The sequence below is a fragment of the Nonomuraea sp. NPDC049141 genome (assembly GCF_040648415.1).
Taxonomy (GTDB): Bacteria; Actinomycetota; Actinomycetes; order Streptosporangiales; family Streptosporangiaceae; genus Nonomuraea.
Map to the genome: position 1 here is coordinate 176069 of NZ_JBEZDR010000021.1, position 20655 is coordinate 196723.

The 20655-nt window shown below is 70.4% G+C and carries 21 protein-coding genes; 16 read left to right on the plus strand and 5 right to left on the minus strand.

The window, feature by feature from the left end; genetic code table 11:
• Position 1 precedes the first annotated feature (1 nt).
• The 16 genes from AB0B91_RS47035 (at position 2) to hypE (ending at position 14396) form a co-directional block, all read left to right on the plus strand.
• Complete coding sequence (locus tag AB0B91_RS47035; RefSeq protein WP_358335447.1) at positions 2–550, plus strand: thioesterase family protein; 549 nt, start codon at positions 2–4, stop codon at positions 548–550.
• Positions 551–561: 11 nt separating this feature from the next.
• Positions 562–1695 carry an acyl-CoA dehydrogenase family protein gene (locus tag AB0B91_RS47040; RefSeq protein WP_358335450.1) on the plus strand — a complete coding sequence of 378 codons (1134 nt, stop codon included), beginning with the start codon at positions 562–564 and terminating at the stop codon, positions 1693–1695.
• The gene (locus AB0B91_RS47045; RefSeq protein ID WP_358335452.1) at positions 1692–3776 is read left to right on the plus strand and encodes an acetate--CoA ligase family protein; all 2085 of its coding nucleotides are present in this window, start codon (positions 1692–1694) and stop codon (positions 3774–3776) included. Before AB0B91_RS47040 ends, AB0B91_RS47045 begins: the two co-directional genes overlap by 4 nt.
• Entirely contained in the window at positions 3769–4545 is a 777-nt protein-coding gene (locus AB0B91_RS47050) for an enoyl-CoA hydratase-related protein (RefSeq protein ID WP_358335454.1), read from the plus strand. Before AB0B91_RS47045 ends, AB0B91_RS47050 begins: the two co-directional genes overlap by 8 nt.
• A gap of 177 nt (positions 4546–4722) precedes the next feature.
• On the plus strand, positions 4723–5763 hold the full coding sequence (locus tag AB0B91_RS47055; RefSeq protein ID WP_358335457.1) for a hydrogenase expression protein HypE: 1041 nt from the start codon (positions 4723–4725) through the stop codon (positions 5761–5763).
• Between the two features lie 18 nt (positions 5764–5781).
• The gene (locus AB0B91_RS47060; RefSeq protein ID WP_358335461.1) at positions 5782–7575 is read left to right on the plus strand and encodes a nickel-dependent hydrogenase large subunit; all 1794 of its coding nucleotides are present in this window, start codon (positions 5782–5784) and stop codon (positions 7573–7575) included.
• A 9-nt stretch (positions 7576–7584) separates the two neighbouring features.
• Positions 7585–8100 carry a hypothetical protein gene (locus tag AB0B91_RS47065; RefSeq protein WP_358335464.1) on the plus strand — a complete coding sequence of 172 codons (516 nt, stop codon included), beginning with the start codon at positions 7585–7587 and terminating at the stop codon, positions 8098–8100.
• An 11-nt stretch (positions 8101–8111) separates the two neighbouring features.
• A complete protein-coding gene (locus AB0B91_RS47070; RefSeq protein WP_358335467.1) occupies positions 8112–8807 on the plus strand; it encodes a DUF5947 family protein in 696 nt (231 codons plus the stop codon).
• Positions 8804–9016, plus strand: coding sequence for a hypothetical protein (locus AB0B91_RS47075; RefSeq protein ID WP_358335469.1), 213 nt, complete (start codon positions 8804–8806; stop codon positions 9014–9016). The genes AB0B91_RS47070 and AB0B91_RS47075 overlap by 4 nt, the downstream gene beginning before the upstream one ends.
• Complete coding sequence (locus tag AB0B91_RS47080; protein WP_358335472.1) at positions 9013–9657, plus strand: DUF6084 family protein; 645 nt, start codon at positions 9013–9015, stop codon at positions 9655–9657. Before AB0B91_RS47075 ends, AB0B91_RS47080 begins: the two co-directional genes overlap by 4 nt.
• Positions 9658–9660: 3 nt before the next feature.
• On the plus strand, positions 9661–10656 hold the full coding sequence (locus AB0B91_RS47085; protein ID WP_358335475.1) for a hypothetical protein: 996 nt from the start codon (positions 9661–9663) through the stop codon (positions 10654–10656).
• A complete protein-coding gene (locus tag AB0B91_RS47090) occupies positions 10640–11422 on the plus strand; it encodes a hydrogenase maturation protease (protein ID WP_358335478.1) in 783 nt (260 codons plus the stop codon). Before AB0B91_RS47085 ends, AB0B91_RS47090 begins: the two co-directional genes overlap by 17 nt.
• Positions 11423–11589: 167 nt before the next feature.
• Entirely contained in the window at positions 11590–11952 is a 363-nt protein-coding gene (locus AB0B91_RS47095; protein ID WP_214635431.1) for a hydrogenase maturation nickel metallochaperone HypA, read from the plus strand.
• Positions 11930–12202, plus strand: coding sequence for a HypC/HybG/HupF family hydrogenase formation chaperone (locus AB0B91_RS47100; RefSeq protein WP_358035255.1), 273 nt, complete (start codon positions 11930–11932; stop codon positions 12200–12202). Before AB0B91_RS47095 ends, AB0B91_RS47100 begins: the two co-directional genes overlap by 23 nt.
• Positions 12199–13326: a hydrogenase formation protein HypD gene (gene hypD / locus AB0B91_RS47105; protein WP_358335482.1), complete on the plus strand. Its 1128-nt coding sequence runs from the start codon at positions 12199–12201 to the stop codon at positions 13324–13326. The genes AB0B91_RS47100 and hypD overlap by 4 nt, the downstream gene beginning before the upstream one ends.
• Complete coding sequence (hypE, locus tag AB0B91_RS47110; protein WP_358335485.1) at positions 13323–14396, plus strand: hydrogenase expression/formation protein HypE; 1074 nt, start codon at positions 13323–13325, stop codon at positions 14394–14396. Before hypD ends, hypE begins: the two co-directional genes overlap by 4 nt.
• 30 nt (positions 14397–14426) lie before the next feature.
• Here the strand turns inward: hypE and hypF are convergent, their stop codons facing one another.
• The 5 genes from hypF to AB0B91_RS47135 all read right to left on the minus strand — a co-directional run bounded on the left by hypF (position 14427) and on the right by AB0B91_RS47135 (position 20623).
• A complete protein-coding gene (hypF, locus tag AB0B91_RS47115; RefSeq protein WP_358335488.1) occupies positions 14427–16712 on the minus strand; it encodes a carbamoyltransferase HypF in 2286 nt (761 codons plus the stop codon).
• A 3-nt stretch (positions 16713–16715) separates the two neighbouring features.
• Positions 16716–17408, minus strand: a complete 693-nt coding sequence (locus AB0B91_RS47120; RefSeq protein WP_358335491.1) for an SIS domain-containing protein — start codon at positions 17406–17408, stop codon at positions 16716–16718.
• On the minus strand, positions 17405–18169 hold the full coding sequence (locus AB0B91_RS47125) for an SIS domain-containing protein (RefSeq protein WP_358335494.1): 765 nt from the start codon (positions 18167–18169) through the stop codon (positions 17405–17407). The genes AB0B91_RS47120 and AB0B91_RS47125 overlap by 4 nt, the downstream gene beginning before the upstream one ends.
• A gap of 78 nt (positions 18170–18247) precedes the next feature.
• Positions 18248–19231: a cytochrome d ubiquinol oxidase subunit II gene (cydB, locus tag AB0B91_RS47130; protein ID WP_358335497.1), complete on the minus strand. Its 984-nt coding sequence runs from the start codon at positions 19229–19231 to the stop codon at positions 18248–18250.
• 12 nt (positions 19232–19243) lie between these two features.
• The gene (locus tag AB0B91_RS47135; protein ID WP_358335500.1) at positions 19244–20623 is read right to left on the minus strand and encodes a cytochrome ubiquinol oxidase subunit I; all 1380 of its coding nucleotides are present in this window, start codon (positions 20621–20623) and stop codon (positions 19244–19246) included.
• Between the last annotated feature and the right edge of the window lie 32 nt (positions 20624–20655).

Genomic DNA, 20655 nt, shown 5'->3' on the forward strand with positions numbered 1-20655 from the left:
CATGTCTCGCGTCGTGACGCCGTACGAGGGGAGCGGGCACCGGCCCTGGGACGCCTCGGCGGCCATCCCCGCCCCGCTGTGCCTGCACCGGACGCCGGTGCTGCCCGAATGGGTCGACTACAACGACCACATGAGCGAGTCGTGCTACCTGCTGGTGTTCGGCGACAGCTCCGACGCGTTCTTCCGCTACTTCGGCATCGACGAGCACTACCGGCACGACGGCCACTCCCTCTTCACCGCCGAGACCCACCTGTCCTACCTGCGGGAGGCGGCGAGGGGCGAACCGCTGCGGCTCACCGTCCACCTGCTCGATCTCGACGCCAAACGTCTGCACGTCTTTCACGAGATGCGCCACGGCGACAGCGGCGCGCTGCTGGCGACCGCCGAGCAACTGCTGCTGCACGTGGACACCCGCGCGGGTCGCGTGACCCCGTTGCCGCCGTACCTGCGCGAACGCCTGACCGCGATCCACTCCGCCCACGCCGCCCTGCCCCGGCCGCGGGCGGTGGGCCACGTGATGGGGATCAAGACTCCTTCCGTACGACCGTGAGGACGGAATCCGTGCACTTCGCACTCACCACCGAACAGCACATGATCGTCGACACCGTGCGCGGCTTCGTCGAGACCGAGCTCTATCCGTACGAGGACGAGGTCGAGCGGCTGGACGACGTGCCCAAGGAGCTCGCGGACGAGATCAGGCGCAAGGCGCTCGCCTCGGGCCTATACGCCGCCAACATGCCCGCGGAACTGGGCGGGGGCGGGCTGGACGCGTTTGACATGACGCTCGTCGAACGCGAGCTGGGACGCGCGTCCTACGCGTTGCAGATGCTCGTCACGCGGCCGAGCAACATCCTCCAGGCGTGCCGGGACGAGCAGATCGACGTCTACCTGCTACCGGCGATCCGTGGCGAGCGCCACGACTGCCTGGCAATGACCGAGCCCGGCGCGGGTTCCGACGTGCGGTCGATGCGGACCCGGGCGGTGCGCGACGGAGACGACTACGTCGTCAACGGCATCAAGCACTTCATCAGCCATGCCGACCAGGCCGACTTCGTCATCCTGTTCGCCAGGACCGGGCCCGGCATCACCGCGTTCCTCGTCGACACCGACACGCCGGGCCTCTCGGTGCGGCGCGGCTCGCCCTGCGTCTCGCACCGTGGCTACCACCAGTGCGAGCTGTCCTTCGCCGACTGCCGGATCCCGGCCCGGCAGCGCCTCGGCGAGGAGGGCGCCGGCTTCGAGCTGATGGCCGAATGGCTGGGCAGCAGCCGTCTGGCCGTCGCCGCGACCAGCGTCGGACGCGCCCGCCGGGTGCTCGAGTCGGCGACGGAATGGGCCGCGACGCGCGAGCAGTTCGGCCAGTCCATCGGGCGCTTCCAGGGCACCGGTTTCAAGCTGGCCGACATGCTCACCGAGCTGGAGGCGGCGGAGCTGCTGATGCTGCGCGCGGCCTGGAAGCTCGGCCAGGGCAGCATGACCGACCAGGACGCCGCGATGGCCAAGCTGTTCGCCTCCGAGGCGCTGGGCCGGATCACCGATCACGCGGTCCAGATCTTCGGCGGCATGGGGCTGATGACGGAGCTGCCGATCGAGCGCTTCTGGCGGGACGCCCGCGTCGAACGGATCTGGGACGGCACCAGCGAGATCCAGCGGCACATCATCTCCCGCGCGCTGCTGCGCCCGTACGGCGGATGAGCCACGCGAGCCGGACGCACCGGCACAATCTGCGCCGGCTGCTCGCCCCGCGGCACATCGCGGTGTTCGGCGGGCGGCCCGCCGCCGAGGTGATCCGCCAGTGCCGGCAGGTCGGCTTCGCGGGCGAGCTCTGGCCCGTGCATCCGTACCACGACTCGATCGAGGGACTCACCTGCTTCCGCGCGGTCGACGAGCTGCCCAAGGCGCCCGACGCCGCCTTCGTCGCGGTGCCGCGCGAGCCGACGGTGGACATCGTCGCGGCACTCGCCCGGCGGGGCGCCGGCGGCGCGGTGTGTTACGCGTCGGGCTTCGCCGAGGCGGGCGGCGAAGGGCCCGCCCGGCAACGCGGCCTGATCGAGGCCGCCGGTGCGATGGCCATCCTCGGCCCGAACTGCTACGGCCTCCTCAACTACCTCGACCGCGCCGCGCTCTGGCCCGACCAGCACGGCGGCACGCCCGTCGAGCGTGGCGTCGCCATCGTCACGCAGAGCGGCAACCTCGCCGTGAACCTGACCATGCAGCGCCGCTCGCTGCCGCTCGCGTACGTGATCTCGCTTGGCAACGCGGCCGGCATCGGCCTGCCCGAGATCGTGGACGCGCTGCTGGACGACCGGCGGATCACCGCGATCGGGCTGCACATCGAGGGGCTGGACGACGTGGCGGGCTTCTCGCGCGTCGCGATCAGGGCGCTGACCCGGCGGGTCCCGCTGGTCGCGCTCAAGTCGGGCTCCTCCGAGCTCGGCGCGCTGGCCACGCTCGCCCACAGCAGCTCGCTCGCCGGCCCGGACGACCTGTACGACGCGCTGTTCGCGCGGCTGGGCGTGGCCCGGGTCCAGGATCCAGCGGGTCTGCTGGAGACGCTGAAGCTGCTGAGCGTGCACGGCGCCCGGAAAGGCACCCGCATCGCCTCGGCGAGCTGCTCGGGCGGCGAGGCCTCACTGGTGGCCGACCTCGCCCAGCCGCGCGGCCTGACGCTGCCCGCCTTCCCGCCCGCCGTACGGCAGCGCCTGCGCGCCGTGCTGGGCGAGGCGGTCGCCATCGCCAACCCCCTCGACTACCACACCTACATCTGGGGCGATCGGCGAGCCCAGACGGAGTGCTTCGCCGGCCTGCTGGGCGCGGGATTCGACGCCCACCTCCTGGTCGTCGACCTCCCCCGGGAGGACCGCTGCGTGCCGGCGGACTGGGAGACGACGCTGGCGGCGTTCATCGCGGCGACCCGGCGCGCGGGCGGGCCGGCGTGCGTGGTCAGCTCGCTGCCCGAAGGGCTGCCGGAGCACGTCGGCGCCCGGCTCCTGGCCGAAGGCATCGCGCCCATGCAGGGCCTGGCCGAATGCCTGGACGCGATCCGCGCCGCCGCGCTGATCGGCGCCGCCCAGGCGCGGGCCGGAGACGTCCGGCCCGTCACGCCCGCGCCACGGTCCGCGGGGACCACGCCGCTGCTCCTGGACGAGTGGAACGCCAAGCGCGCACTGGCCGCTCTCGGCCTGCCGGTTCCGGAAGGCGCGCTGGTGGGCGCGGAGGAGGCCGGGCCGTACGCCGAGAAACTCGGATATCCCGTGGTGGTCAAGGCCGTGTCCACGTCTCTCCCGCACAAGACCGAGGCCGGGGCGGTGCACCTGAACCTGCGCGGCGCGGATGACGTGCGCGGTGCGGTGGGCCGGATGTCCGGCCTGTCCGAACGGTTCCTCGTCGAACGGATGGTCCAGGACACCGTCGCCGAGCTGATCATCGGCGCCCGGCACGATCCCCGGTTCGGCCTCGTGCTGACCGTCGGTGCGGGCGGGGTGCTGGTGGAGCTGCTGCGGGACGTGGCTCAGCTGCTCCTGCCCGCCTCGCGGCAGGAGGTCCGCGCGGCGCTGACCTCGCTGACGATCTGGCCGCTGCTCAACGGGTACCGAGGGCGGCCGCCGGGCGACGTGGCGGCGGTGCTGGACGCCGTCAGCGTGATCGCCCGCTACGCCGAGACGCACGCCGGGCGGCTGATCGAACTCGACGTGAACCCGCTGCTTGTACGGCCCGAGGGGCACGGCGTGCTGGCCGCCGACGCGCTGATCCGGTTGGCGGCGGACCATGGCTGATCCCGTACGGATGTCGGAGGACGGCGGCATCCTGACCGTCACCCTCGACCGGCCCAAGGCGAACGCCATCGACGTCGCGACCAGCAAGGCGTTGTACGCGGCGTTCGAACGGCTGCGTACGGACCCCGGCCTGCGCGTGGCGATCCTCACCGGGGCGGGCGCGCGGTTCTTCTCGGCGGGCTGGGACCTGAAGGCCGGCGAGGCGATCGACGCCGACCACGGTCCTGGCGGCTTCGCCGGTCTGACCGAGTTCTTCACCCTCGACAAGCCGGTGATAGCCGCGGTGAACGGCCTCGCGCTGGGCGGCGGCTTCGAGCTCGCCCTGGCGGCCGATCTGATCGTCGCCGCCGAGCCCGCCGAGTTCGCGCTGCCGGAGGCGCGGCTGGGCATGGTCCCCGACTCGGGCGGGGTCCTGCGCCTGCCGCGGCGACTGCCGTACGTTCTCGCGACCGAGATGCTGGTCACCGGACGGCGCATGACCGCACCCGAGGCGGCCCGCTGGGGCCTGGTCAACCGGGTCGTGCCCGGCGACCGGCTCCTTGAGGCGGCCATGGAGCTGGCCCGCCACGTCTGTTCCGCGGCGCCCCTGGCCATCGCGGCGATCAAGGAGATCGCGCGCACGACCGAGGGACTGGGTGTGGCCGAGGCGTACCAGACGCTCCGTGTCGCCGACCTGCCGCGCTACCGGGCGATGCTCGGCTCACAGGACGCCCTCGAAGGTCCGCGCGCCTTCGCGGAAGGCAGACCTCCGCGCTGGACCGGCCGGTAATGCCCTAGGCGGCATGCGGACGGCACCTCTGAAAGTGCATGAATCGGCAAGGGAAGTGACCTGGTCGTCCGCATTCCTCCATCGACGTGGTCACTATGTGCATCGAGTGCTTACTCCATGTCATTGGCGGCGATACCTAACGCATTACGCCCAACTGCCGAGACGGGGGCCGTGGACATGAGCGAAACCACGACGGACGCCGCTGTGGACGAGGTGCACATTCTGTGGACCTCGGAGGGCATGAGCTGCGACGGCGACACGGTCTCGATCACGGCGGCTTCCCAGCCGAGCATTGAAGAGGTGCTGCTCGGCCTGGTGCCCGGACTGCCGAAGGTGCACCTGCACAACAAGGTGCTGGCGGCGGAGACGGGCAGCGACTTCATGGCCGCCTTCCACCAGGCCGCGGAGGGTGGTCTACGCCCGTTCGTCTTCGTCGTCGAGGGGTCGATCCCCAACGAGAAGATCAACGGCGAGGGTTACTGGACGTCGATGGGGAACGACCCGGTGACCGGGCAGCCGATCACCGTCAACCAGTGGATCGACCGGCTCGCGCCGCAGGCGTGGGCGGTGGTCGCGATAGGCACCTGCGCGACGTACGGCGGCATCCACGCCATGGCCGGGAACCCGACCGGCAGCATGGGACTCGGCGACTACCTGGGCCACGACTTCCGCTCGGCCGGTGGGTTGCCCATCATCAACGTGCCGGGCTGCCCGGTGCAGCCCGACAACTTCATGGAGACTCTGACCTGGCTGCTGTACCAGGCCGCGGGGCTGGCGCCCATGATCCCTCTCGACAAGCAGTTGCGGCCGACCTGGCTGTTCGGCAAGACGGTGCACGAGGGGTGCGACCGCGCCGGCTACTACGAGCAGGGCGACTTCGCCCAGGACTACAACTCGCCCAAGTGCCAGGTCAAGGTCGGCTGCTGGGGCCCGGTGGTCAACTGCAACGTCCCCAAGCGCGGCTGGATGGGCGGGATCGGCGGCTGCCCCAATGTGGGCGGCATCTGCATCGGCTGCACGATGCCCGGGTTCCCCGACAAGTTCATGCCGTTCATGGACCAGCCGCCCGGTGCGCTGGTGTCCACCACCGCCACCGGCGCGTACGGATCGCTCATCCGCAAGCTGCGCGGCATCACCAACAGGACGGTGAACAAGGAGCCCAAGTGGCGCCACAACGAGCCTGAGTTGACGAGTGGCTACCAACCGGAACAGCGCTAGGCGAGAGGGAACGACGCGGTGACCATCCGATCCAAGGAGGCTCAGGAGACTCGGCAACTGGTCGAGATGTCCTGGGATCCCATCACCCGCATCATCGGCAACCTGGGGATCTACACGAAGATCGACTTCAACAACAACGAGGTCGTCGAGTGTAAGAGCACCTCCTCGTTGTTCCGGGGCTACAGCGTGTTCATGCGCGGAAAGGACCCGCGGGACGCGCACTTCATCACCAGCCGCATCTGCGGCATCTGCGGTGACAACCACGCGACCTGCTCGGTCTACGCACAGAACATGGCGTACGGCATCAAGACGCCCCCGCTGGGCGAGTGGATCATCAATCTCGGCGAGGCGGCCGAGTACATGTTCGACCACACGCTGTTCCAGGACAATCTGGTGTTCGTCGACTACTGCGAACAGATCGTCAAGGAGACCAACCCCAGCCTGCTGCGCAGGGCGGAGACCACGGAGGCGCCGCACGCCGACGTCCACGGGTACCGGACGATCGCCGACATCATGCGGGCGTTCAACCCGTTCACCGGCGCGATGTACCGCGAGGCGCTGCAGGTGAGCCGGGTCACCAGGGAGATGTTCTGCCTGATGGAGGGGCGGCACGTGCATCCCTCGACGATCTATCCGGGCGGCGTGGGCACGGTGGCGACACCCCAGCTGTTCACCGACTACCTGTCCCGGCTGCTCAGGGTCCTCGACTTCATCAAGAAGGTCGTCCCGGTCAACGACGACCTGTTCGACTTCTTCTACGAGGCGCTGCCCGGATACGAGGAGGTCGGCCGGCGGCGGATCATGCTGGGCTGCTGGGGTTCCTTCCAGGACCCGGCCGTCGTCGACTACGACTACCGGACGATGGGCGAGTGGGGCCGGGGCATGTTCGTCACCCCGGGAATCGTCCTGGACGGCGAGCTGCGCACCACGAGCCTGGTGGACATCAACCTCGGCCTCCGGATCCTGCTGGGCAGCTCGTTCTACGACGACTGGCAGAACGAGGAGATGTTCGTCACCCACGACCCGCTCGGCAACCCGGTGGACCGGCGTCATCCGTGGAACCAGACGACGCTGCCGAAGCCGCAGAAGCGGAACCTGACGGACGGCAACTACAGCTGGGTCATGAGCCCTCGCTGGTACGACGACCGCACCGGCGATCACCTCGCGCTCGACACCGGCGGCGGGGCGCTCGCCCGGCTCTGGACGACGGCGCTGGCCGGCATCGTCGACACCGGATTCGTCCGGGCGACCGGTCACAGTGTGGAGATCAACCTGCCCAAGAGCACGCTCCTGCCGGAGATGAGGTTCGAGTGGAAGGTGCCCCAGTGGTCCAACACCATCGAGCGCAACCGGGCCCGCATCTACTTCATCGCCTACTCCGCCGCGATGGCCTTCCACTTCCTGGACAAGGCGATGGCCGAGGTACGGGCCGGCCGGACGAAGGTCTTCACCGACTTCGACGTGCCCGATGACGCGATCGGCTGCGGTTTCCACGAGGCGGTGCGCGGGGTCCTGTCCCACCACATGGTGATCCGGGACGGCAAGATCGCCAACTACCACCCGTACCCGCCCACGCCGTGGAACGCGAGCCCGCGCGACAGCTACGGCACTCCCGGTCCGTACGAGGACGCCGTGCAGGGGATGCGCATCTTCGAGGAGAACGGCCCGGAGAACTTCAAGGGCATCGACATCATGCGTACGGTACGCAGCTTCGACCCCTGCCTCCCGTGCGGTGTCCACATGTACCTCGGCGACGGGAAGGTGCTCAAGCAGGTGCACTCCCCGACGCTGGGCACGAGCGTCTCCGGATAGGGGTGGGCGATGTCACTGACCGACCGCGAGGCCGCCGAGCGGGTGGCCCGGGTCGACGCCCTGCTGGACAGCGTCGATTCGCTGCCCGACCCCGGGCTCACCGTCGAGGCGCTCCAGGCGCTGCTCGACCTGTACGGCGAGGCTCTCGCCCGGATCCTCGCGATCGGCGGGGACGCGCTGGGGCCCGCGCTGGCCGAGGACGAACTGGTCGCCTACCTGCTGTTGCTGCACGGCCTGCATCCGCTGGACGTGTCCGTCCGAGTCGAGCGGGCCGTGAGCCGCGTACGGTCCCGGCTCGGCGGCTCGGCCGTCGAGTCGGTGACCGTGGCGGACGGCGTGGCGAGGGTACGGCTCCGGCGCGGTCGCGGGGGCTGCGGTGCCGCGACCGCGCCGTCGGCCCTGCTGGAGGAGGCGATCCGGAACGCCGCCCCGGAGCTCGACCGGGTGGAGATCGATGAGCTCGGCCCGCCCCCGGTCCTGATCACCCTCGACGCCCTGCGCCGCCCGGACGCATGGGCGTCGTGAGGGAGCGCGGCATGGCGCCAGGAGGCCTGCGCGGCTTCATCGCCCGAGCGGCCGGGCGGTCGGATCGGGACGACGCCGCCCGAGCGGCCGGGAGGTCCCCGGTGGACCGGGAAGACGATCCGTGCCGGTGTGAGCTGTGCTCCGCGACCATCCCGGCCGAGCATCGGCATCTGCTCGAACTGACGGTCCGCGAACCACGCTGTGCCTGCCGGCCGTGTGCCCTGCTCTTCGACCACCCACCGGCGGAGGACGACCGCTACCGCCTGGTGCCGGACCGCCGGTGGCACCTGCCGGACTTCGCCCTCGACGACGCCACCTGGGCGGCCCTGGAGATCCCCGTACAGATGGCGTTCGCCTGCCACGACACGTCCGAAGGGCGGACCGTGATCCGGTACCCCGGCCCGGCCGGAGCGGTCGACGCCGCGACCGCTCCGGCCGCCTGGGCCTCGGTGGAAGCGGCCAACCCCGTGCTGCGGCACCTGGCCCCCGACGTGGAGGCGCTCCTGGTCAACCGGACCGGCGGCGCGCGAGACCACTGGCTCGTGCCGATCGACGACTGCTTCGCCCTCGTCGCCGTGCTCAGGTCCCGGTGGAAGGGCCTGGCCGGCGGCCAGGACGTCTGGAATGCGGTCGGCGCCTTCTTCACCGAACTGCGGCGCCGGGCCAAGCCCGCGCCCGCGGACCTGTCGAAAGGAGTTCCACGATGACCGGTGCCATCAAGGTGGGCCGCCCCGACGTGCGGCCCGACGCGCCCGCGCACCTGAAGGGCGTTCACGAGGGGAACGCGCTGGGCAACTACGAGCGGCAACCGGGCCACCTTCCCGGCGGCTTCTCGACGGCGGCGCGATCCACCGGCATCAACCCACGGGACCGCGACCCGATCGACCCGGCCATGCCCAACCTCTCCCCGGCATGAGGCCGCCGGAGCTGAGGTTCGCGGTCGAGAAGGCCGAGGCGGTGGACTTCGCCGCCGTGCCCACGGTGCGGTTCACGCTGCGGATCGACGGGACCGGCGCGCCGCCGGTCCGGTGCCTCGCGCTGGACACCCAGATCCGCATCGCCGCCGCGCGGCGCCGCCACGACCCGCCGACCCGGCGGCGGCTCACCGAGCTGTTCGGCGCGTCCGAGGACTGGGGCAGGACATCGAGGAGCCTGCTGTGGGCGCGGGTGGTGACGCAGATCCCCGGCTTCGACGGGGGCACGATCACGAGCATCGACGTGAGCTGCACCTACGACTTCGAGGTGGCGGTCGCCAAGTACTTCCACAGCCTGCCGGACGGCGAGGTCCCGCTGGACTTCCTGTTCAGCGGGACGATCTTCTACGCCGACGCCGGCCTGCTCCGGGTGGCCCGGATCCCCTGGGACACCGACGTCGCGTTCCGGATGCCGGTCCAGGTCTGGAAGGACGTCATGGACCACTACTTCCCGCGCAGCGCCTGGCTCCGGCTGGACCGCGAGGCGTTCGACCGGCTGTACGACTACAAGATCCAGCACACGCTGACGACCTGGGAAGACGTGGTGGGCAAACTGCTGGCGAGCGAACCGGGCGGTGGCTGACCGATGGACCCGGTGACACAGATCGCGCGCGCGGTGCTGTACGAGGGCTACCTGCTGTGGCCGTACCGCCGCTCGGCGCTCAAGAACGCGCAGCGCTGGACCCTGGGCGGCGTCTACCCGGAGCGGTGCGGCGAGACGGGCGACCCGTCGCTGATGCGCGCACAGGTCCTGATCGAGGCGGACCCGATCGACACCGTCGACGTCCGGGTGTGCTTCCTGCACGCCGTCACCCGCGAGGTGGCCGGCGAGGATCTTGTGCCGGTCCCGGAGCTGGTGGCCGGGGGCGAGCGCCACGTGGCCAGGGAGGAGGCGGCCGAGCGGGAGGTCGCCGTGTTCGGGCTCGACCTGGCGGGGCTCGTTCAGCAGCCGGCCCTGGCGGAGATCGACATAGCCGAGGACTCGGACGTCGAATGGCTGATCGACCCCGACGGCCGGCGCGTCGGCGCGCTTTCGCGTAGCTGGCAGGCGTTGCGCGGGCGGATCGAGATCAGGGCCGAACGCCCGCTGCCCGGCGTTTTCCGGATCACCGTCGAGGTCGGCAACACGACCGGCTGGGCGGGCGGGAGCCGTACCGAGGCGCTGAAACACACCTTCCTCTCCGCGCATCTGATCCTGCACGCGCCGCGCGGGCGGTTCGTCTCCCTGACGGACCCGCCGGCGGAGCTGCGACCCCTGGCGGAAGGCTGCGACAACGCCGGCGCCTGGCCGGTCATGGTGGGCGAGGAGGGCGAGCGGCACACGATGCTCGCGGCGCCGATCATCCTCTACGACTATCCCCGGATCTCCCCGGAGAGTCCGGGCGACCTCTTCGACGCCACCGAGATCGACCAGTTGCTGACCCTGAGCGTGCTCGTCCTGACCGAGGAGGAGCAGCGGGAGATCCGCGACGGCGATCCCCGGGCGCGGGAGATCCTCGACCGCTGCGTCTCGCTCTCACCCGATCGGCTCATGCGGCTGCACGGCACCCTACGGAAGGAAGGACATGACGGCGACGGATGACTTCTGGGCCCGGATGGAACGACGGGGACCGGACACCGTGATCGTGGACGGCGCGACGCTCGGCGCGGGCAGCCGGGTGCGGCTGCGCCCGCGATCGCGGGCGGACATCTTCGACCTCGCCCTGGACGGCCGCGTCGCGGTCGTCGAGAGCGTCGAGCAGGACGAGGCGGGCGGCATCCACCTGGCCGTCGTCCTTGAGGACGATCCGGGCCGCGACCTGGGAGAGGCGAAGCTGCCCGGACACCGGTTCTTCTACTCCGCCGAGGAGGTGGAGCCGATCGTGGCCGACAGCCGGACCGCACGCGTCCTGGTCGCCGGCATCGGCAACATCTTCCTGGGCGACGACGGCTTCGGCGTCGAGGTGGCGCGGCGGTTGTCGGCTGAGCCGCTGCCTGCCGGGGTGGACGTGGTGGACTTCGGGATCCGCGGCATGGACCTGGCCTACGCCCTGCAACGCGACTACGACCTGGTGATCTTCGTGGACGCCGCGCCCCGCGGCCACGCTCCCGGCACGCTGACCGTGCTCGAACCGGCGGAGCCGGAGGCGGGCGTGCCCATGGAGACCCACGGCATGGACCCGGTACGCGTGCTCCGGCTGGCCGCCGAGCTGGGCCGGATACCGCCACGGGTGCTCGTCGTCGCCTGCGAACCGGCGACGGTGATGACCGGGGCGCCGGACGAGGACGTACGGGTCGAACTGAGCGAGCCGGTACGCGCGGCCCTCGGCCCGGCCCTGGAGACGGTCCGGTCCCTTGTCGAGACTTGATCGAAGTAAACGACGGACCGGGGTTCCGGAAAACCGAGGAGGTGGAAACGGATGAGGAAGAGGCCTCTGGTGGGGCTGGTGGTGCTGTGCGCGGTGGTCGCGGTGATCGCCGTGCAATGGCCGGAGATCAAGCGCTACCTGAACATGACAAGGATGTAGGGCAGTTCATGCATGAGATAGGAATGTGCGAGGGACTGGTCGACCTGGTCCGTCAGCACGCGGACGGCCGGCGGGTGGCCGGCGTGCGAGTCCGGATCGGCGCCCGTCACGCCGTCGTCGGTGAGGCGTTCGACCAGGCCTTCGCGTTCGCCGCCCTGGGCAGCGCGGCCGAGGGCGCCGCCCTCGACCTGGTCGTCACGCCCGTCACCGTGGACTGCGGCACCTGCGGCCACACGTCGGAGTCCGTCGACGTGCTCGCCGTCTGCCCGCGGTGCGGCGACGACGACGTGGCCGTCCACGGCGGCGACGAGCTGGTCCTGGAATCGGTCCAGTTCGAGGGGGAAGCCGATGTGCCTCGGGATTCCCGGTGAGCTGGTGGGGGCCGTCGAGGAGTTCACCGACCTCGCCATGGTGGACGTCAGCGGCGTCCGCCGCCGCATCAACATGGGGCTGCTCGCCGACGACGACCTCAAGCCCGGCGACTGGGTGCTGGTCCATGTGGGATTCGCCCTGTCGAAGATCTCCGAGTCCGAGGCCAAGGCCGTGATGGACATGCTGCACGGGATCGGGCAGGCGTACACCGACGAGATCGACGCCCTCAAGGAATCGGACATCTCATGAGATTCGTCGATGAGTTCCGCGACGCCGACACGGCTCGGGCGCTGGCGGCGCGGATATCGGCCCGGTGCGAGCCGGGCCGCCGGTACAAGTTCATGGAGGTGTGCGGTGGACACACGCACACCATCTACAAACACGGCATCGAGGACTACCTGCCGGAGGCCGTGACGCTCGTGCACGGGCCGGGCTGTCCCGTCTGCGTCATCCCCATGGGACGGGTGGACGACGCCATCCACATCGCGCGTCAGCCCGACGTGATCATGACCTCGTTCGGCGACATGATGCGGGTGCCCGGGGGCGAGTCCACGTTCCTCGACGCCAAGGCCCAGGGCGCGGACATCCGGATGGTCTACTCGCCCCTCGACGCGCTCAAGATCGCCCGGACGAATCCGGACCGGCGGGTCGTGTTCATGGCGATCGGCTTCGAGACCACGGCGCCGTCGACGGCGGTGACCGTGCTGCGGGCGGCCGAGGAAGGCATCGAGAACTTCTCCGTCTTCTGCAACCACGTCCTGATCATCCCGGCCATCAAGGCGATACTCGACTCGCCCGACCTGCGGCTCGACGGCTTCATCGGGCCGGGCCACGTCTCGACGATCATCGGCTGCCGGCCGTACGAGTTCATCGCGCGCGACTACGGGCAGCCGTTCGTGGTCGCCGGGTTCGAGCCGCTCGACATCCTCCACTCGGTCGACATGCTCCTCGGCCAGCTCGCCGAGGGCCGCGGCGAGGTGGAGAACCAGTACGCGCGGGTGGTGCCGTGGGACGGCAACCGGATCGCCATGGAGGCGATCGGGACGGTGATGCGCGTACGCCCGCACTTCGAATGGCGCGGACTCGGCTTCATCTCCCACTCGGCGCTGGGCATGGCCGAGGAGTACGCCGCCTTCGACGCGGAGCGGATCTTCGACATCCCCGGTACGCGTATCGCCGACCCCAAGGCGTGCCAGTGCGGCGAAGTGCTCAAGGGCGTGCTCAAACCGTGGGAGTGCAAGGTGTTCGGCACCGCGTGCACCCCTGAGACGCCGATCGGGACCTGCATGGTCTCGTCGGAGGGAGCATGCGCGGCGTACTACAACTTCGGCCGGTTCAGCCGGGAACGAGTGCGGGAGGCGACCCGGGCATGACCACGGAGAAGCAGGTTCTCGACCGGATCGAGCGCATCAGGCGCCGCCGCCCGGTGGTCCGGGAGGAACGGATCACGCTGGCGCACGGCTCCGGCGGCAAGGCGACCCGGAACCTGATCGACGCGATCTTCCTGGAGGCGTTCCGCAATCCGCTGCTCGCCCCGTTGGAGGACGGGGCCACGCTGGCGCTCGACAGCTCGCGGGTGGTGTTCACCACGGACGCGTTCGTGGTCTCGCCGCTGTTCTTCCCCGGCGGCGACATCGGTGACCTGGCGGTCAACGGCACCGTCAACGACCTCGCGGTATGCGGCGCCCGCCCGTTGTATCTGTCCGCCGGGTTCATCCTCGAAGAGGGGTTCCCGATCGGCGACCTGCGGCGGATCGTCGCCTCGATGGCCGCCGCGGCCGAGATGGCGGGCGTCTCGATCGTCACCGGCGACACCAAGGTCGTCCAGCGGGGCAAGGCCGACGGGTGTTATGTCACCACCGCGGGGGTCGGCGTCGTCGACCGTCCGGCGACGTTGTCCATCTCCGCGGCCCGGCCCGGCGACGCGGTGATCGTGTCCGGTCCGATCGGTGAGCACGGCGTGGCCATCATGCTGGCCCGTGGCGAGCTCGGCATCGAGGCGGACACGCTCTCGGACACCGCCCCGCTGAACGGCCTGGTGGCCGACCTCCTGGACACCCTCCCCACCCAGGTCCGGACGCTGCGGGACGCCACCCGCGGCGGCGTGGCCACGGTGCTGAACGAGGTGGCGACCGCCTCGGGCGTCACCGTGGTGATGGACGAGGAGTCCGTACCGGTCCGGCCGGAGGTCACCGGGATGTGCGAGCTACTCGGGATCGACCCGCTGTACGTCGCCTGCGAGGGCCGGCTGGTCGCCGTCGTCAACGGCGAGCACGCCGAGCGGGCGGTCGAGATCATGCGGAGCCATCCGGTCGGCGCCGGAGCCGCGATCATCGGCTGGGTGGGGGAGGACCCGCCCGGCCTGGTGCTGTTGAGAACCGCCTTCGGCGGCACCCGCATCGTGGACATGCTGGTCGGCGACCCGCTGCCGCGCATCTGCTGAGGCTCGGTCCCGAGCGTCCGCGGATCACGCTCAGGACCGAGCCTTCGCCACCATGACAGCTCGGTCCCGAGCACCCGCCACCGCGGCCTGCCCGAGACTGATGCCGCCGTCGTTGCAGGGGACGCGCCGGTGCAGCAGTACGCGCAGGCCGAGGTGGCGCAGCCCGTCGACCACGGCGCCGAGCAGGAGGGTGTTGCAGAACACCCCGCCCGACAGCGCGGCCACCTCCAGCCTGTTGGCGGCCGCGACCCGGGCCGCCGCCGTCACCACCGCCGCGGCCAGCCCGTGGTGGAACCTCGCCGCGATCACCTCCGCCGCCTCGCCCCGGCGCAGGTCGCCGACGACCGCGCGGATCAGATCGGTGGTACGGATGACCGTTCCGGCGACGGTGACCGGATACCCGTCGCGGACACCCGGGTCCGCCCGCTGCTCCAGCTCCACCGCCGCCTGCCCGTCGTAGGTGATCGTGTCCCTGACCCCGAGGAGCGCGGACACCGCGTCGAACAGCCGGCCCGCGCTCGACGTCACCTGCCCTGCCGGGCCGTTCACCAGGAGGGCCGCCACGGCCGGCCACCGGTCCTGGTTGCGGCGTACCACCCCGAGGTCGTCGAAGGATCCGGGTCCGAACGCGCGGTGCAGGAAGGCCGCGGCCATCCGCCAGGGCTGCCGGATCGCCGTGACGCCGCCGGGCATCGGCACCGGCTCCAGGTGCCCGGCCCGCTCGAAGCCCGCCAGGTCGGCCACGAGCAGCTCGCCGCCCCAGATCGTGCCGTCCATGCCGTAGCCGGTGCCGTCGAGGGCGATGCCGACGACCGGGCCGCTCTCACCGTTGTCGGCCAGGCAGGACGCGATGTGGGCGTGGTGGTGCTGCACGCCGAGCGGCTGAACGCCGTCGAGGCTGAGGGCGTACTTGGTGGACAGGTACTCCGGGTGGAGGTCGTGGACCACCACCTCCGGCTCGATGCCGAACAGCCGCCGGAAGTGGGCGACCCCGTCGGCGAAGGCCCGCATCGTCGCGTAGTTCTCCAGGTCGCCCAGATGCTGGGAGACGACCGCGTGGCTCCCCGTGGCCAGGCAGAACGTGCTCTTGAGCTGCGCTCCGCACGCGAGAACCGGCCGGGGGAATGCCCAGGGCAGCGCGATCGGCGCGGGCGCGTGCCCTCGGGCTCGCCGTACCGGCACCTCCGTGTCGCGGAAGATCCGGACCACCGAGTCGTCGAGCCCCGTGTGGATCGGCCGATCGTGGGTGAGGAAGGCGTCGGCGGCCAGCCGCCGCGCGTCCTCGTCGCGGTGCGCGATGGGCTCGCCGGACAGATTTCCGCTGGTCAGCACGTATGGGCGGCCCAGCTCCCTGGCCAGCAGATGATGCAGCGGCGTGTACGGCAGCAGCACGCCGAGATCACGGTTGCCGGGCGCCACCGAGGCTGCGACCGGGCAGCCGGGCCGCCGGGGCAGCAGTACGATCGGGCGGCGCGGGCCGGTGAGGGCGGCCACCACCCCGCTCGCCGCACCGTCCAGATCACACAACTCTCGTACGGCGGCCAGGTCCGGCGCCATCACGGCGAACGCCTTGTCCCCGCGGTGCTTGCGGGCCCGCAAGGCCGCGACCGCCTCCTCGTCGGCGGCGTCCACCGCGAGGTGGTGGCCCCCGAGTCCCTTCACCGCGAGGACGGACCCGCTGCCGAGCAGCGCCGCCGCCTCGGCCACCGGATCGCCCGCGATCACCGCGCCGCCGGACGTGTGCAGCGTGAGCGTGGGACCGCAGCCGGGGCAGCACACCGGCTGGGCGTGGAAGCGGCGATCACCGGGGTCCCGATATTCGGCCTCGCAGGCCGTGCACATGGCGAAGCCCCGCATGGTGGTGGCGGCGCGGTCGTACGGCACCGATGTGATGATCGTGAACCTGGGGCCGCAGTTGGTGCAGTTGACGAAGGGGTACCGGTAGCGGCGGTCGGCCGGATCGAACAGCTCGGCCAGGCAGTCGTCGCAGGTCGCCGCGTCCGGTGACACCTGCGCGCGGCGGGATCCGCCGGTCACGCTCTGGACGATCCGGAATCCGCCGGCGCCGGTGGGCGACACCGGTTCCACGCTCACCCGGTCCACGACCGCCAGCTCGGGCGGGTTCCGGCGGACCGCCTCGATCAGCGCGGCCACCGCCTCCGGAATTCCTTCCACCTCGATGAACACCCCGGAGCCGTCGTTGGCGACCGTGCCCGACAGGCCGTGCCGGACGGCCACGCCGTGGACGAACGGCCGGAACCCCACGCCCTGGACGATGCCCTCGACCCGGATCCGGGAGCGTACGATCCGGTCCAACGCTCAGGCCGTCTCGTCCAGCGCCCGCCGGACCGACTCCCACAGCACATGGCACACGGTGGCCTGCGCCTCCTGAATCCGATGGACGGACGGGGACGGGATGACCAGCAGGTGGTCGACGGCACCGCACTCGGCCAGCTGACCGCCCCCTGACCCGGCGAGCCCGACCGTCACCATGCCGAGGTGTTTGGCCTCCTGGAGTCCGCGCACCACGTTCAGCGAGCCGCCGCTCGTCGAGATCCCCATCGCGATGTCCGCGGCGGTGCCCAGGGCGGCGAGCTGCCGGGCGAAGACCGCGTCGAAGCCGATGTCGTTGGCGAGCGCGGTCAGCAGCGCGACGTCGGCCGTCAGCGATATGGCCGGCAGCCCGTGCTGCCTGTCTCCCGGCCGGTGCGCCAGCCCGTGTCCTGGTCCGCGTTGCGGTCCGCGTTCCGGCGCGAAGAACAGGTGGGCCACCGCCTGGGCGTCGGTGCTGCTGCCGCCGTTGCCGAAGGTGAACAGGCGGCCCCCGGCGGCGAACGCCTCGGCGAGGGCTTGGCCGCACGCGGCGATCCCCGGGCCGAGCAGGGTGAGCACCTCCCGCCGCAGCGCGACGATCTCCCGGGCCTTCTCCACCGTGGACCGGGTCACGGTGGTCAGCAGCGGTTCGGCGTCGCTCTCGGCTGAGGACAGGAAGGGGTAGAGCGCGTCGGTCACGGTCTTCTCTCCACTACCGCGATGGCCTCTTTCGCGTGCACCAGGACCACGTCGCCCGCCCGCGCGTCGACCAGTCGCACGCTGATCTCCGCTTCGCCGCCGGGGGTGTCGGCCAGCGCGAGGTGTCCGGGCCGCAGGGCGGTGATCCGGACGGGTACGGCCGCGTCCGAGCAGGTCACGCAGACCTCGTCGGGGCACTCCTCCGTCAGCCGGGGGTCGTTCAGGAACACGTGCACCAACTCCCAGAGGACGTGATAGGTCGTCATGTGGATCTCCCGGGCGATCCGCGGATCGCGGCTGCGTGCCACGAGAAGGTGATCGACCACCGGTAGGTCGACGCCGGCCTTCGTCAGCGCGAGCGTCATCATGCCCAGGTCGTGGGCCGCCGCGAGCCCCGCCGCCACCTCGCCATCGGCGTCGTCGGTCGTGATGCCCACCGCGATGTCCCCGGCCCGCCCGAGCAGCCGCAACTGGCTCGCGAAGACCCCCGCATGGGCGAGCCCGCTCAGCGCCGACGCGTCATTGGCCAGCGAGACCGCCGGCAGCGCCCGCTTCCCCACGATCACCGGATGAACGAACTCCACCGCGAGATGCGCCGCGTCGGCCGCCGACTGGCCGGTGCCGAAAGTCAGCAGCCGGCCGCCCCGCTGGAACCGCCGGGCCACGTCCTGACACGCGCGGGCGATCCGCTCGGCATCCTCCGCCAGCGCGCGGCCCGCCGCGTCCCGTTCCTGGAGAGACGTGCCGAGAGCGAGTGTCATGAACGGTCCTTTCCACGGCTCTCGATGCGCTGTGCCCCGGCGTAAATATTGGCAATCCCATGAAACTGTTAATTGATCTCAACCGGCGCCGACTCGGTGGCGGAAGACCCAGTAGGTCCAGCTCTGATAGAGCACCACCAGCGGCAGGAAAATCGCCGCGACCCCGGTCATGATGCTGAGCGTCTTCGGTGTCGCGGCCGCGTTCTCGATGGTCAGGCTGTAGGCCGGGTTGATCGTCGATGGCAGGACATCGGGGTGGAGGACCACGAACAGGCTGATCACGGTCACCCCGATGGCGACCGCCGACAGCAGGAATGCCCACCCTTGACGGCCCCTGGCGATGGCGCCCAGTGCGCACACGAAGGAGAGGACGGCGAAGACGGCCAGGATCGCCGTGCCGACCACGCCGCCGTAGATCTGCGTCCAAGCCAGGAAGACCACCGCGAGCACGGCCGCCACGACGCCCGTCTTGAGCGCCACCCCGGCCGCGCGCCGGCTGATCTCCCCTCGGGACTTCAACGCCAGGAAGACGGCTCCGTGCGTGGCGAACAGGGTCAGCGTGGTCAGCCCACCGAGCAGCGCGTAGGGGTTGAGCAGGTCCCAGAACGTACCGACGTACTCGTGATCGGCGTCGAGTCGCACGCCCCGCACGATGTTCGCGAACGCGATCCCCCACAGCAGTGCGGGCACGAACGAGCCGGCGATGATGCCCGCGTCCCAACGCCGCCGCCAGGCTGCGGAGTCCCGTTTGCCGCGATACTCGAAGCCCACCCCGCGTACGATCAGCGCCAGCAGGATCAGCAGCAGCGGCAGGTAGAACCCGCTGAACAGCGAGGCGTACCACTCGGGGAACGCGGCGAACGTGGCACCTCCGGCGGTGATCAGCCACACCTCGTTGCCGTCCCAGACGGGGCCGATCGTGTCGATCATCACCCGGCGTTCCGTGTCGTTCCGGGCCACGACCGGCAGCAGCATGCCGACGCCGAAGTCAAACCCCTCCAGGACGAAGTACCCGACCCACAGGACGGTGATCGCCACGAACCAGACCTCGGTGAGCTCCACTTGGCGAGCCTCCTAGTAGGCGAACGACGGCTCGCCGCCGTCATGCGGCTCGGCGTCGTCGGCGGACGGTGGGGTCGCTCTGCCGTACTTGATCATGAGGCCGACCTCCACCAGGGCCAGCCCGCCGTACAGGAGGGTGAAGACGATCAGCGAGGTGAGCACCGTACCCGCGCCGACGCTGGGCGAGACGCCTTGGGCGGTCTTCATCTGGGTGAACACGATCCACGGTTGCCTGGCCATCTCGGTGAAGATCCACCCGAAGCTGTGCGCGAGGAAGGGCAGCACGACCGACCAGACAGCGACCCGCCAGATCCAGCCCGTGCCCCGGACCTGCCGTCCACGGGTCAGCCAGAGCAGGACGAGCGCCACCAGCGCGGCCAGCAGGCCGAACCCGATCATCAATCGGAAACCCCAGTAGGCGACCGGGATGTAGGGGCGGTAGTCGCCCGGGCCGAACTTCCGCTCGTACGCTGCCTGGAGGTTGTTGATGCCCTCGACCTTGCCGTCGAACGAGCCGGTGGCGAGCTGTGACAGCAGGTTCGGGATCTCCAGCTGGTAGATCGGCTTGGTGCCGTCCAGCGTCCCGATGGTGAACAGGGAGAACGGCGCGGGCTGCCGCGTCTCGTAGAGCGCCTCGGCGGCGGCCATCTTCATCGGCTGGGTCTGCGTCATGATCTTGCCAAGGACGTCGCCGGAGACCAGAGTGCCCAGAGCACCCACCAGCACCGCGGCGATACCGAGCCGCAGCGACGGACGGAATACCTCAAGATCCTGCTTTCTGGCCAGATGCCAGGCGGAAACGGCCATCAGGATCACCCCACCGGCCAGCCAGCACCCGAAGACCGTGTGCGGAAAGGTGGCCAGCACCACCTTGTTGGTCAGCACGGCTCCGAAGTCGACCAGCTCGGCACGCCTGTTGACCTTGAAACCCACGGGCCACTGCATGAACGAGTTGGCGGCCAGAATGAAGTAGGCGGACACCATCGTCCCGAACGCGACGATCCAGATGCACGCGAGATGCACCCTCTTCGGCAACCGACCCCAGCCGAAGAGCCACAGCCCCAGAAACGTCGACTCCAGAAAGAACGCCAGCAACGCCTCCAACGCGAGCGGCGCGCCGAAGATATCGCCGACGAACCTGGAGTAGGTGCTCCAGTTCATCCCGAACTGAAACTCCTGCACGATCCCCGTCACCACGCCCATGGCGAAGTTGATCAGGAAGAGCGTGCCGAAGAACTTGGTCGCGCGAAGGTAGGCGGCGTTACCGGTGCGCACCCACGCCGTGTTCAGGATCGCCACCAACAGCGACATCCCTATCGTGACCGGCACAAACAGGAAGTGGTACACCGTAGTAACCCCGAACTGCCAGCGCGCGAGCTCCAAGGCATCCACGACTCTTACTGTAAGTGTCCGAGTATGCACAC